Source organism: Streptomyces melanosporofaciens (assembly GCF_900105695.1).
Classification (GTDB): Bacteria; Actinomycetota; Actinomycetes; order Streptomycetales; family Streptomycetaceae; genus Streptomyces; species Streptomyces antimycoticus.
In genome coordinates, this window is the sequence record NZ_FNST01000002.1 from 946,266 (window position 1) to 959,375 (window position 13,110).

Sequence of the window (13,110 nt, forward strand, 5' to 3'; positions counted from 1 at the left end):
GGGCCCGGCTCCGCGGCCCGGGGAGCGGTACTCTCCGGCCATGGCATTTCAGATAGCGCTGCTGCGTGGCATCAATGTGGGCGGGAACAGGAAGTTCCCCATGGCCCGGCAGCGTGAGCTGATGGCCGAGCTGGGCTTCAGGGGCGTCACCGTGCATCTCCAGACCGGCAATATCGTCTTCGCCGACCCCGGCACCCCGCCCGAGCGAACGGCCCGCACCCTCGAGGACGGCTTCGCCGCCGACCTCGGCTTTCCCGTGCCCGTCATGGTCCGTACGCGCGATGAGCTGGCCGCGGCGATCGAGGCCAACCCCTATCCGGAGGCCGCGGCCGAGCCCAAGACCCTGCATGTGGTCTTCCTGACGGACATGCCCACGGACACGGCCGCGCTGGACGCGCTGGATCCGGCCGCCTACGCCCCGGACGAATTCCGCCTCATCGGCCGCGAGATCTTCCTGCGCTGCCCGGACGGGATCGGCCGCTCCAAGCTGGCGGCGAAGGTCACCAACGCCCGGCTCGGCGTGCCGGCCACCGCCCGCAACTGGAACACGGTCACCAAGCTGCTGGCGCTGGCCGACGCCTGAGACGTCTCCTCGACGGTCGAGCCCCCCGAGAGGCACGCCCCTCGATCCCGAGACGCGTCCCCGGTGTGAGGCTTTCTCAGCTCCAGCCGTACCGCTGCCGCAGCCGCATCACGACCAGGTCGAAGCGCGGCCGGTCGAGTGCGCACGCCTCGCGCCGCATCCCGTCCGGGTGCACCCGCAGCACCCGGTCCAGATCGACCCAGGAGTCCCGCCCGGCCCGGTCCCAGGGCCCGGAGCCGATCGGCACCCACTCGCGGTCGGCGTCATGCCGCTTGCTCGACAGCTGCACGGCGAGCAGTGTCCCGCCCCGCTCCCGCGCGACCACCAGCACCGGCCGGTCCTTGCCGCGGCCGTCGTTCTCCTCGTACGGCACCCATGTCCAGACGATCTCCCCGGGGTCCGGGTCCCCGTCCGGATCGGGTGCGTACTCCGTCCGTACCCGCCCGACCTGGCGCGGATGAGCCTCGACGGTGGCGGCGGGACCGGTGCTTCCGGGAAGCGCCGCGCCGTCCTGCGTCCCCTGCGTTCCGTTGAATGGCCTGATCACGCGCGACACGTTAACCCGTACGCGGCGGCCGATGACATGGCGGCCCCCTCCGCGTGGAAGGGGCATGTACGTGCCTGATGTTCCCGACCCGGTGGCAGAGCTCGTCAAACGGCGCCACGATCCGGTCGTCGTCCAGACAGTGCGTTCCACGGCGGCCGCGACCATCGCGTACGTCGTCGCCCTCGAGCTCAGCAAGGAGCCCGCCCCGCTCACCGCCCCGCTGACCGCCCTCCTCGTCGTCCAGGTCACCCTCTACGCGACCCTCACCCGGAGCCTGCGCAGGGTCGAGGCCGTGATCGTGGGCGTCCTGATCGCCGTCGCCTTCAGCGTGCTGGTCGGGCTGACCTGGTGGAGTCTGTGCCTGATCATCCTCGCCGCCCAGACCGCCGGCTATCTCACGCGGGTGGGCGACTGGGTCCAGGAGGTGGCGATCAGCGCCATGCTGGTCCTCGGCGTGACGCAGGTGACCACCTACGCCTGGGACCGGGTGCTGGAGACCCTCATCGGGGCCGGTGTCGGGATGGCCTTCAACTTCTTCCTCGCCCCTCCGGTGTGGGTCGAGACGGCCGGCAAGTCGATCGAGGACCTGGCCCGCCGGATGCGCCAGCTCATGCTGCACATCGGTCAGGAACTGGGCAGCCAGATGGCCGTCGACCGCGCCGCCGCCCGTCTCTACGAGGCCCGGCGGCTCGACCACGACATCACCCAGGTCGACGCCGCACTCCGCCAGGCGGAGGACAGCGTGCGGCTCAACCCCCGCGTCAAGGAGGGCCTCCTCTACCGGGTGGTGCTCCGCACCGGTCTGGACACGCTGGAGATCTGCACCGTCATCCTGCGCGTGATGACCCGGACCCTGACCGACCTCGCCAAGGCGCGGACGGAGGAGCCGCTCTTCCCCCCGGAGGTGGCGGAGGCCCTCAAGGACCTCTTCGTCCATCTCGCCGCCGCCGTCGAGAGCTTCGCCGTCCTGGTCACCACGCAGGTCAGCGCCAATGCCGAAGAGGCCGAATCCCGCCTCTCCAGCGAGCTCGTGAAGGCCCACGCCAGCCGCGACCGCGGCGCCGATCTCCTGCTGCGCCGCGTCCAGGAGCACCCTCGCCAGTGGCAGCTCCACGGTGCCCTGCTCGCGGAGATCGACCGCATCCTCGACGAACTCGACATGGAGCAGCGCTCCAAGCGCCTCATGGAAGAGCTCGACCGCAGCACCCGCGAGAAGCGCGAGCGCTTTCTCTTCCTCCACAAGATCCAGCGCCGGATCCGGCGCTGGATCCGGCGCGACCGTAAGGACGGCTCCACGGCCGGCTGAGCGGGGTCCGGGGGCCTCGCACCCCGGCTCCCGGGCGCGGTCAGCTGAGCGGGTAGCGGTCGCGCGGGAAGACCACGTCGTCGTAGGGCTCGTACAGCTCCACGGAACGGTGGAACTCGGAGGCGAAGTCGTCGGCGAGTTCGGCGATCGTGCCGCGGCCCTCGGTCAGGGCCAGCCAGGACGGGGGAAGGCGGAGGTCGCCGTGGTGGGCGCCGAGGAGGTTGCCGCAGATCGAGCCGGTCGAGTCGCTGTCCCCCGAGTGGTTGACGGAGAGCAGAAGGGCCGCCTGGACGGGGGTGCGCGGGGGCGCCGGATCGTAGCTGATCTTGCCGCCGGGGCCGTAGAGGATCTGCTGGGCGGGGGTACGGGCCAGGGCGCTGTAGACCGCGATGGCCAGCGCCTCCTCGGCGACCCAGCCGCCGCCGAGGGATTCGGCCTTCTCGGCGGTCGGATCGCCCTCGGCCGCCAGGTCGACCGCCTTACGGAGGGCGGCGGTGGTCTCCTCGTGGCGGGGGTAGCGGGCGAGGAGTTCCAGGGCGCGCAGGGTCGCGCCTTCGAGGGACTCGCCGTCCAGCAGGCACGCGATCATGGCGGCCAGGGCGCCGGCCGCGTAGGAGCCCGTCGGATGGCCATGGGTGATCGTGGCGCAGCGGGCGGCGAGTTCGAAGCAGTCGCGGGGGTCGAGCCCGGTGAGGCCGAACGGCGCCGAGCGCATCACGGTGCCGCAGCCCTTGGAGCCGGGGTTCACCGGGCCGGGGGTGCCGTCCAGGGGCGCCCGCGGGGCGGGGACATGCTGCGCGGTGAGGCCGGAGAGGCAGGCGTTGCCGGGGGCGCGGCGGGCGTACAGCCAGGGCTGGGTGCGCAGCCAGCCGGAGCGGACCAGGTCGCCGGTGCCCTCGGCGGGCGGCGGCCCGGGGTGGTTCTGGGTGTCCAGCCAGCGCAGATAGGCATGGCGGACGACGGCGGTCTCGGACCCTTCGATGCCCTTGGACGAGGATCTGGCGTGGGCCCGTATCAGGCCCTCCGCCGTGAAGAGCGTCATCTGGGTGTCATCGGTGACCCGGCCCACGACTCCGCTGCCGTCCGGGACGAGGGTGGTGATGCCCGTGCCGCCATAGGTCTCGCGGATCGACCGCAGGGAGAGGAACTCGATCGGATTGCCGAGGGCGTCCCCGATCGCCCCGCCCAGCAGGCAGCCGCGGATACGGGCCCGCTTGGCGGCCGATTCGTCCCATGACTGGCGGATCACTGGCAGCTCCTCATCGTCCTGGTCCCATGCCGTCCCCTGTGGATGCTCACGACATGGTCTCAGGTATCGGGGGGCGCCCCCGGCGGTAGATTCGAGGGGAGCAAAGCGGGTGAAAGCGGAAGAAAGCTGCCGAAAACGGGAGAGAAGATGCCCATGCCGACGCGGCTGATCCGAACGGGTGACGAACCGGTACATGCGCGCAGCCCGCTGCGGATGCGGCTGGGGCTGGCCACGTGGGGGCTGCTCTGGACGCTCGGCGGCGCGGTGGCCTTCGCGGTCGTGGGCCGGCCGGGATGGGCGGCCGCGTGTGGGGCGCTCGCCGTCGTCACTCTGGTCGATCTGGTCCTGGTGATCCGGCACATCCGGCAGGGGCCGCACTATCAGCCCGGCCCGGATGTGCCGCCGTACGCACCGCTCGGCGAGCGCAGGCGCGGCCGCGGGAGGCGCCGGGCCCCGTAAGGCGTGCACGGCATGGCCGCCGTAAGGCATGGCCGCCGTAAGGCATGCACGGCGCTCCGGGGGGGTGACGGGATATCGACGGCCGGGAGCCCCGCATTCCGGGAGATACTGGCGAGTACCTGCTGGGTACCTGCCGCGACAGGGGGCCGTCATGGGGGTGCTGGCGATCGGCATCGCGCTCTGTGCGCTCGGGCTGATGCTCTCCGGAACCGGAGAGCCGTACGAGCGGCGGGAGCCGCGCCCGGGCCGGGAGGCCGACCCGTACGACCTCGTCCGGCAGCGCGGCGTGGCGCTGGGGCTCGGCGGGGTGGTGCTGCTGGGCGCGGTGGTCCTCGGCGGGTTCGCCCTCTGGCGCTGACCGGGGGCCGCTTGGCGATGACCTGGGGCGGACCGCCTGGCGCGGGCCGGGGGCGGGCCGCCCACAGCGGCCCGGCATGGGCCGCCGGGTACGCGGGCGACAGTTCGCCCGGGCCTGCCGCGGGCCGAAACCGGCGGAGGGGGCGGAGTCCGGGCCCGGCAATCGCCGCGGCCCGGCCCACGCCCCGCCTGTCCGGTCCTTCAGTCCCCCCGCTCGCCGAACCGGGCCGCTTCGACGAAATCCGGGCGCGGATCGAGCGCCGCGGCCAGCCGGAAGTGGCGAGTGGCCTCGGCCGAGCGGTTGGCCCGCTCCAGGGTGCGGGCCAGCGCGAAGTGGGCGAACGCGTTGTCCGGCTCGCGCTCGATGACGAGCTGGAACTCCAGCTCCGCCGAGCGCAGCTGCGCCGCGAGGAAGAACGCGCGCGCCCGCAGCAGCCGGGCCGCCGTGTTCTCGGGGTGGGCACTGATGACGGAGTCGAGCAGCTTTACGGCGCCCCGTGGATCTCGGGCGGCGAGCAGTTGCTCCGCGGCGCGGTAGTCGATGACATGGGTCTCGGGCGTGGGCTCGGGCACAGCCGTTTCCTTCCCCGGGTACGTGCTCGGTGATGAGGCGGTGGATCGGGTGAGGGGATGGGATGAACCGTCACGGATGATCGTTCGCTACGAGCAGCACAACAATCACCCCGCACGCCGCATTCCCCGCCACGGGTGCGCGCACGCTCCGCGCCGCGCCCCGGCTCAGCCCCGCACGCTCCGCGCCACGCCCCCGCTCAACCCTCCGCGCGGGCCGCCCGCGCCACCAGATCCGCCCAGACCTTGGTGACCTGCGGCTCCAGCGCCTCGATCGGGCCATTGTTGTCGATCACGACATCGGCGATCGCCAGCCGGTCGGCGCGGGTGGCCTGCGCCGCCATCCGGGCCCGCGCCTCGTCCTCGGCCATGCCGCGCAGCCGTACCAGCCGGTCGAGCTGGGTCTCGGGCGTGGCGTCCACGACCATGACCAGGTCGTAGAGCGGGGCCAGCTTGTTCTCGGCCAGGAGCGGGACGTCGTGCACCACGACGGCGTCGGGGGCGGCCGCCGCCTGAAGCTCCGCGGAGCGGTCCCGGACCAGCGGATGGATGATCGCGTTCAGCGCGCTCAGCCGCTCCGGATCGTTGAAGACGATCGCGCCGAGCCTGGGCCGGTCGAGATGGCCGTCGGCGGTCAGCACCTCGGGGCCGAATTCGGTGACGACGGCGGTCAGTCCCGGCGTTCCCGGCTCAACCACCTCGCGAGCGATCCGATCCGAGTCGATCAGCACCGCTCCCAGTGAGGTCAGGATCCGTGAGACCTCGCTCTTGCCCGCGCCGATTCCGCCCGTGAGCCCCAGCTTCAGCATGGGGCCCACGCTATACGGCGCACCGGCGGGGTCCTCGCTCAGGCTCCACCCTCGCCCTCCCGCTCGGCCAGGAACCGCTCGAACTCCGCGGCCAGTTCGTCCGCCGAGGGCAGCTCGGCCGGCTCCGCGACCAGATTGCCGCGGCTCTCGGCCCCGGCCACCGCGTCGTACTGGTGCTCAAGGCCCCGTACGAGCGCGACCAGCTCCTCGTCCCCCTCCGAGATCTGCCGCTCGATCTCCTCCTGCGTCTTGAGGGCGTCGTTGCGCAGGGCGTGCGTGGGCCCCGGCAGGACCAGGCCGGTGGCCGCGGTGATGGCCTCCAGCGCGGTGAGGGCCGCGTCCGGATAGGCCGACCGGGCCAGATAGTGCGGCACATGCGCGGCGACGCCGAGCACATCGCGGCCCGCCTCGGCGAGCCGGTACTCGATCAGGGATTCGGCGCTGCCGGGCACTTGGGCCTCGTCGAAGAAGCCGCGATGACCCGGTGTCAGGTCGGTGCGGTTTCCATGCGGGGTGATGCCGACCGGCCGGGTGTGCGGAACGCCCATCGGGATGCCGTGGAAGTTCACCGCGAGCCGTACGTTCAGGCGCTCGACCATCTGCCGCACGGCGGCCGCGAACCGCTCCCACTCCACGTCCGGCTCCGGCCCGGCGAGCAGCAGGAACGGGGCCGCGGTCGCGTCGCGCACCAGATACAGCTCGAGCTTCGGGGTCTCGTACGCGGTCCAGCGGTCGCGCTGGAAGGTGAGCAGGGGGCGCCGGGCGCGGTAGTCGACCAGCCGGTCATGGTCGAAGCGCGCGACGACCTTGCGTGGCAGGCCGTCGAGCAGCCGCTCGACGATCTGGTCCCCCGTCTCGCCGGCGTCGATATAGCCGTCGAAGTGGTACAGCAGCACCAGCCCGGCCGAGTCCCGCGAGGCTATCGCGTCGACCTCCGCCAGCCCGCTCGGTTCCCATGCGTACAACTCCTGCGGATCTTGCACTGTGACCGCTCCTCCTTGTGTCCGTTCCGAAGAACACCGAACAAGGGCGGGGGAATTCCCCGGGCGGTATCCGCGCTGGCCCGACGGCCGTGAACCGCGGTGCGAAGGAACCCACTTGGGCTAACGGAAGCGGCCCGAACTCGACGTCGGCGCATGTCGCGGGATTGACGCGCATATGCGGCACGCCTATCTTCGCCAGCCGTCAGCGGTTCATCATGTCATCCGGCGTTCACTGACCAGAACCCAGCGTGTTCACCTCTGGCCACGGCACAGGAAGGCAGCCTCCTATGCACTCCCCCGGCCGCACTCCCACCCGGCTACGCACCATTGTCACCGCCTCCGCCGCCGGGCTGGTCGCCGCCGGTGGGCTGATCGCGGCCGGCACGACCGCGCGGGAGGCTCCCGCCGCCACCGCCGTGCCCATCTCCGTGAGCGACGCGGACGGGCTCAGGGAGGCCCTCGCCGGGGCCCGGCCGGGCGATACGATCCGGCTCGCCGACGGCCGGTATCGCGGCAGCTTCGAGATCACCGCCTCCGGCACCGCCGGCTCGCGGATCACCCTCACCGGCTCGCCGAAGGCGGTCCTCACCGCGAGCGGCGGCTATGGGCTGCGGCTGAACGGCGCCTCGTACTGGACCGTCAGGGGGATCACGGTCCGCGGCGGCCGGGAGGGCATCAGGATCGACGCCGCCCGGAGCGTGACCGTGGACTCCGTTTCGGTCAGTGTGCGGCGACCCGGGCATGCGTAAGGCCCGCTCCCCAGGGGGAGCGGGCCTTACCCATTCAGCTGGTGCCGACTAGCGGCCGGTGATCAGCTCTGGCCGCCGGCCAGCTTCTCGCGAAGCGCGGCCAGCGCCTCGTCCGAGGCCAGGGCGCCGGAGTTGTCGGCCGACTCCGAGGAGTACGAACCGCCGCCACCGGACGCCTGCCCGCCGGGCGCCGGAGCGGCACCGCTGCCCGCCTCGGCAGCGGCCTGCTCGTCGGCCTCGCGGGACTTGATGACCTGCGCCTGGTGCTGCTCGAACCGCTGCTGCGCCTCGGCGTACTGGGTCTCCCACGCCTCCCGCTGGGTCTCGAAGCCCTCGAGCCAGTCGTTGGTCTCGGGGTCGAAGCCCTCGGGGTAGATGTAGTTGCCCTGGTCGTCGTAGGACGCGGCCATGCCGTACAGGGTCGGGTCGAACTCGACCACGGACGGGTCGGCACCGAACGCCTCGTTGGCCTGCTTCAGCGAGAGGCTGATGCGGCGGCGCTCGAGGTCGATGTCGATGACCTTGACGAAGATCTCGTCGTTGACCTGGACGACCTGCTCCGGGATCTCCACGTGGCGCTCGGCCAGCTCGGAGATGTGGACCAGACCCTCGATGCCCTCGTCCACGCGGACGAACGCACCGAACGGAACGAGCTTGGTGACCTTACCCGGGACGACCTGGCCAATCTGGTGGGTCCGGGCGAACTGCTGCCACGGGTCTTCCTGGGTCGCCTTGAGCGACAGGGAGACGCGCTCGCGGTCCATGTCGACGTCCAGGACCTCGACCGTGACCTCCTGGCCGACCTCGACAACCTCGGAGGGGTGGTCGATGTGCTTCCAGGACAGCTCCGAGACGTGGACGAGACCGTCGACGCCGCCGAGGTCCACGAACGCACCGAAGTTGACGATGGAGGAAACGACTCCGGAGCGCACCTGACCCTTCTGGAGGGTGGTGAGGAAGGTCTGGCGGACCTCGCTCTGGGTCTGCTCCAGCCAGGCGCGGCGGGACAGGACCACGTTGTTGCGGTTCTTGTCGAGCTCGATGATCTTCGCCTCGAGCTCCTTGCCCACGTAGGGCTGGAGGTCGCGAACGCGGCGCATCTCCACCAGGGAGGCGGGAAGGAAGCCACGGAGGCCGATGTCGAGGATGAGACCACCCTTGACGACCTCGATGACGGTACCGGTGACGATCCCGTCCTCTTCCTTGATCTTCTCGATCGTGCCCCAAGCGCGCTCGTACTGCGCACGCTTCTTCGAGAGGATCAGTCGGCCTTCCTTGTCCTCCTTCTGGAGGACCAGGGCCTCGATCTCATCGCCGACGGCGACGACCTCATTGGGGTCGACGTCGTGCTTGATCGACAGTTCGCGGGAGGGGATGACGCCTTCGGTCTTGTAACCAATGTCGAGCAGGACCTCGTCCCGGTCGACCTTCACGATGACGCCGTCGACGATGTCGCCGTCGTTGAAGTACTTGATCGTCTCGTCGATCGCGGCGAGGAAGGCTTCCTCGGAACCGATGTCGTTTACCGCCACCTGCGGGGTGGTGCGGGTTGCCTCGGTGCTGCTCGTCATGTGGAAAAGGGCTCCGGTACGGACATGAAGTCGTAGGTACTGCTACGCCGGGGGCCCTTATCGCACTGCCGAAGCCGGACAGCCTAGGAGGCACCGAATCTTTCCGATTTCGAATGATCGAAAAGCCCATGTACCTCGACAACCGAGGGGACATACAACAGATGCGAGTGCGGCCTGCTCGGTCCGAGGCGCACAGGCCCGCAGCGCAACTTGTAGCATACGGGGGCAGCCGGGCATGGTCAATGCACGAAGAGCACACGTGGGGATTAACTCCCCGAACCCGGCAAATTGCATGGTCCGTACTGCGACGCGGTCTTCACCGTGCCCCGCAGCCACAGGTCGATACAGAGAGTACGACGACACGCGCGATGCTCCAAGAACACGAGCCCAGCACCCCTGCGGAGGCGGCCGAGCCGACGGCCACCCGCCGGATCGCCGACGAGGCGGAGAGCAGCCGGGCCAGCCGGGGATGGTGGGACCGCAACGCGGACGAGTACCAGGAGGAGCACGGCGCCTTCCTGGGCGACGACCGGTTCCTATGGGGCCCGGAGGGGCTGGACGAGGCGGAGGCCGGGCTGCTGGGCCCGGTGGCGGCGCTCAAGGGGCGCGATGTGCTGGAGGTGGGCGCGGGCGCCGCACAGTGCGCCCGCTGGCTGGCCGCCCAGGGGGCGCGGCCGGTGGCGCTGGACCTCTCCCACCGGCAGCTGCGGCACGCGCGGCGGATCGACACGGAGGCCGCCGCCGGGGGCGGCGACGGGGCGGGCGAGCGGGCCGGGGTCGCGCTGGTGCAGGCCGATGCCACGGCCCTGCCCTTCCGGGACGGCTCGTTCGACCTGGCGTGCTCGGCGTACGGGGCGGTGCCGTTCGTGGCCGAGCCGGTGCGGGTGATGCGCGAGGTGCGCCGGGTGCTGCGGCCGGGCGGGCGGTGGGTCTTCTCGGTGACGCATCCGATCCGCTGGGCGTTCCCCGACGAACCGGGGCCCGAGGGGCTGTCGGTCGCCGGCTCCTACTTCGACCGCACGCCCTATGTGGAGCAGGACGAGTCGGGCCGGGCCGTCTACGTGGAGCACCACCGGACGCTGGGCGACCGGGTGCGGGACGTGGTGGCCGGGGGCTTCCGGCTGGTCGACCTGATCGAGCCGGAGTGGCCCGCGTGGAACCACCAGGAGTGGGGCGGCTGGTCCCCCCTGCGGGGGAACCTCATCCCGGGCACGGCGATCTTCGTATGCGAGCGGGACTGAGCGGGATCGGGGCAGAGGCGTTGACCACTCCTGGGGACCCGCGCGCCGAGGCCCTCGACCGCCTTCCCGTACGCGAGGCCGTGCCCGCGCTGCTGCGCGCGCTCGACGACCGCGGGGTCGCCGTGCTGTGCGCGCCCCCGGGGACCGGTAAGACGACGCTGGTGCCACTGGTGCTCGCCGGGCTGGTGGGCGGCGGACCGGTGCGGCGGGTGCTGGTCGCCGAGCCGCGGCGGATCGCGGCACGGGCCGCCGCGCGGCGGATGGCGTGGCTGCTGGGCGAGCAGCCGGGCGGGAAGGTCGGCTTCACCGTGCGCGGGGAGCGGCAGGCCGGCCGCGGGACCGTGGTCGAGGTGGTCACCACCGGCGTGCTGCTGCAACGGCTGCAACGCGACCAAGAACTGGCCGGCGTCGATGTGGTCGTGCTCGACGAATGCCATGAGCGCCATCTGGACGCGGACACGGCCGCCGCCTTCCTGCTGGACGTCCGGGCCGCCCTGCGCCCCGGCCTCCGGCTGATCGCCGCCTCGGCGACCACGGACGCGGAGGGCTGGGCGCGGCTGCTCGGCGACGGCGGGACGGACGGCGGGGAAGGGGCGACGGACGGCGGGGGCGGCCCTGAGGGACCCGCGCCGGTCGTCTCGGCACCGGGTGTGTCCCATCCGGTGGAAGTGGTGTGGGCGCCGCCCGAGCGCCCCGTACGGCCGCCGCACGGGATGCGGGTGGACCCCGCCCTACTGGACCATGTCGCGGCCGTGGTGCGGCGGGCGCTGCGCGAACGGGAGGGCGATGTGCTGTGCTTCCTGCCGGGCGTGGGCGAGATCACCCGGGTGGCCGGGAAGCTGGGCGGGCTCGCCGAGGCGGAGGTCCTGCAGGTGCACGGGCGGGCGCCGGCCGCCGTACAGGAGGCGGTGCTGGCCGGTGCGGACGGCGGACGGCGGCGGGTGGTGCTGGCCACCTCGGTCGCCGAATCGAGCCTGACCGTGCCGGGCGTGCGGATCGTCGTGGACTGCGGGCTGGCGCGTGAGCCCCGGATGGACCACGCACGCGGGCTGAGCGCGCTGACGACCGTAAGGGCGTCACGGGCGGCCGCGCGGCAGCGCGCGGGCCGTGCGGGGCGCGAGGCGCCCGGGGCGGTCTACCGCTGCTGGCCGGAGGCGGAGGACGCCCGGCTGCCGCGTTTCCCGTCCCCGGAGATCGCCGGCGCGGACCTTACGGCCTTCGCGCTGCAGACGGCGTGCTGGGGCGATCCGGACGCCTCGGGGCTGGCCCTGCTCGATCCGCCGCCCACCGGGGCGATGACGGCCGCCCGCGAGACGCTGACCGCGATCGGCGCCGTGGACGCCGCCGGACGGGCCACCGAGCGCGGCACCCGGATGGCCCGCCTCGGCCTCCACCCCCGCCTCGCGCGGGCGCTCATCGACGGCGCGAAGGAGGTCGGCGCACGCCGGGCCGCCGAGGTGGTGGCCCTGCTGAGCGAGGAGCCCCCGAGGGAATACGGCGACGACCTCGCCGCCGCCTGGCGCACCGCCCGCCACGGCGGGGACCCCTACGCCGCCCGCTGGCGCCAGGAGGCCCGGCGACTCGAACAGGCCCTCACCGGCACGGGCGACGCGCGGCCCGACGGCGCACGTGGCACACAGCGGGCGGCGCGCGGCGATGACGCCGTGGCCGGACTGCTGGCCGCGCTGGCGTTCCCGGAGCGGGTGGCCCGGCGGCGCGGCGAGCGGGCGTACCTCATGGCCGCCGGGACGGGCGCGGAACTGGGCGAGGGCTCGCGGCTGGGCGGGTCGCCGTGGCTCGCGGTGGCCGTCGCGGACCGGCCGGTGACCGCCGCGTCGGCGCGGGTGCGGCTCGCGGCCGTGACCGACGAGGAGACCGCCCGGGCGGCGGCCGCGGCCCTGGCCTCGGAGGGTGCGGAGGTCCGCTGGGCCGACGGGGACGTCGTGGCGCGCCGGGTGGCCCGGCTCGGCGCGATCGAGCTGGTGTCCCGGCCGCTGGCCAAGCCCGATCCGGAGTTGGTGCGGCAGGCGCTGCTGGAGGGGCTGCGCCGCGAGGGGACGGGGCTGCTGCGCTGGTCGCCGCAGGCCACGGCGGTCCGGCAGCGGATGGCCTTTCTCCACCGGGAGCTGGGCGGGGCCTGGCCGGATGTCTGCGACGCGGCGCTGCTGGACCGCGCGGACGACTGGCTCGGGGTGGAGCTGGCGCGGGCTCGCGGGCGGGCCGATCTGGGGCGGGTGGACGCGGGAGCCGCGCTGGCCCGGCTGATGCCGTGGGCCACGGGCGAGGCCGCGCGGTTCGAGGAGCTGGCGCCGGAGCGGATCGAGGTGCCGAGCGGCTCGCGGGTGCGGGTGGACTACGGCGCCGACCGGCCCGTGCTGGCGGTGAAGCTGCAGGAGCTGTTCGGCTGGCAGGAGGCGCCCCGGATCGCGGGCGGGCGGGTGCCGCTGCTGGTGCATCTGCTGTCCCCGGCGGGGCGTCCGGCCGCGGTCACCGCCGATCTGGCGTCGTTCTGGAAGGACGGCTACCGCTCGGTGCGGGCCGAGTTGCGCGGCCGGTACCCCAAGCATCCGTGGCCGGAGGATCCGTCGACGGCCGAGCCGACCCGGCGGACCAACACCCGCCGCTGAGCCGCCCGGCCGATAAGCCCCGCCGCCGCTGAGCCCGCCCAGCGCCCGTCACTGAACCC

Annotated in this window: 13 protein-coding genes; 7 read left to right on the plus strand and 6 right to left on the minus strand. The window is 72.7% G+C overall.

The window, feature by feature from the left end; translation table 11 throughout:
- The first annotated feature begins 40 nt into the window (after positions 1-40).
- Positions 41-583: a DUF1697 domain-containing protein gene (locus BLV72_RS06830; protein ID WP_093460942.1), complete on the plus strand. Its 543-nt coding sequence runs from the start codon at positions 41-43 to the stop codon at positions 581-583.
- Positions 584-659: 76 nt separating this feature from the next.
- On the opposite strand, the gene BLV72_RS06835 is transcribed toward BLV72_RS06830, so the two are convergent.
- Positions 660-1,130, minus strand: coding sequence for a type II toxin-antitoxin system PemK/MazF family toxin (locus BLV72_RS06835; protein ID WP_244320684.1), 471 nt, complete (start codon positions 1,128-1,130; stop codon positions 660-662).
- Positions 1,131-1,194: 64 nt separating this feature from the next.
- On the opposite strand from BLV72_RS06835, the gene BLV72_RS06840 reads away from it, so the two are divergent.
- Positions 1,195-2,436, plus strand: a complete 1,242-nt coding sequence (locus tag BLV72_RS06840) for an FUSC family protein (protein ID WP_167746324.1) — start codon at positions 1,195-1,197, stop codon at positions 2,434-2,436.
- Positions 2,437-2,476: 40 nt separating this feature from the next.
- Here BLV72_RS06840 and BLV72_RS06845 read toward each other — a convergent pair whose 3' ends face one another.
- Positions 2,477-3,685: an ADP-ribosylglycohydrolase family protein gene (locus BLV72_RS06845; protein ID WP_093460944.1), complete on the minus strand. Its 1,209-nt coding sequence runs from the start codon at positions 3,683-3,685 to the stop codon at positions 2,477-2,479.
- A gap of 153 nt (positions 3,686-3,838) precedes the next feature.
- Between BLV72_RS06845 and BLV72_RS06850 the strand changes: the two genes are divergently transcribed.
- Positions 3,839-4,144, plus strand: a complete 306-nt coding sequence (locus BLV72_RS06850) for a DUF6343 family protein (protein WP_167746563.1) — start codon at positions 3,839-3,841, stop codon at positions 4,142-4,144.
- 151 nt (positions 4,145-4,295) lie between these two features.
- On the plus strand, positions 4,296-4,502 hold the full coding sequence (locus tag BLV72_RS06855) for a hypothetical protein (protein WP_093460948.1): 207 nt from the start codon (positions 4,296-4,298) through the stop codon (positions 4,500-4,502).
- A 200-nt stretch (positions 4,503-4,702) separates the two neighbouring features.
- Here BLV72_RS06855 and BLV72_RS06860 read toward each other — a convergent pair whose 3' ends face one another.
- The 3 genes from BLV72_RS06860 to BLV72_RS06870 all read right to left on the minus strand — a co-directional run bounded on the left by BLV72_RS06860 (position 4,703) and on the right by BLV72_RS06870 (position 6,863).
- Positions 4,703-5,074, minus strand: coding sequence for a tetratricopeptide repeat protein (locus BLV72_RS06860; protein WP_093460950.1), 372 nt, complete (start codon positions 5,072-5,074; stop codon positions 4,703-4,705).
- Positions 5,075-5,271: 197 nt separating this feature from the next.
- A complete protein-coding gene (gene coaE / locus BLV72_RS06865; protein ID WP_093460952.1) occupies positions 5,272-5,880 on the minus strand; it encodes a dephospho-CoA kinase in 609 nt (202 codons plus the stop codon).
- A gap of 38 nt (positions 5,881-5,918) precedes the next feature.
- Positions 5,919-6,863, minus strand: a complete 945-nt coding sequence (locus BLV72_RS06870; protein ID WP_093460953.1) for a PAC2 family protein — start codon at positions 6,861-6,863, stop codon at positions 5,919-5,921.
- Positions 6,864-7,150: 287 nt separating this feature from the next.
- On the opposite strand from BLV72_RS06870, the gene BLV72_RS06875 reads away from it, so the two are divergent.
- Complete coding sequence (locus tag BLV72_RS06875) at positions 7,151-7,612, plus strand: hypothetical protein (protein ID WP_093460955.1); 462 nt, start codon at positions 7,151-7,153, stop codon at positions 7,610-7,612.
- A gap of 62 nt (positions 7,613-7,674) precedes the next feature.
- On the opposite strand, the gene rpsA is transcribed toward BLV72_RS06875, so the two are convergent.
- Entirely contained in the window at positions 7,675-9,183 is a 1,509-nt protein-coding gene (gene rpsA, locus BLV72_RS06880; RefSeq protein WP_093460957.1) for a 30S ribosomal protein S1, read from the minus strand.
- 368 nt (positions 9,184-9,551) lie between these two features.
- Here rpsA and BLV72_RS06890 point away from each other — a divergent pair, with 368 nt between their 5' ends.
- Both BLV72_RS06890 and hrpB read left to right on the plus strand, forming a co-directional pair.
- Entirely contained in the window at positions 9,552-10,424 is an 873-nt protein-coding gene (locus BLV72_RS06890) for a class I SAM-dependent methyltransferase (protein ID WP_093460961.1), read from the plus strand.
- Positions 10,409-13,051, plus strand: a complete 2,643-nt coding sequence (gene hrpB / locus BLV72_RS06895) for an ATP-dependent helicase HrpB (RefSeq protein ID WP_244320685.1) — start codon at positions 10,409-10,411, stop codon at positions 13,049-13,051. Before BLV72_RS06890 ends, hrpB begins: the two co-directional genes overlap by 16 nt.
- The last annotated feature ends 59 nt before the right edge of the window (positions 13,052-13,110 follow it).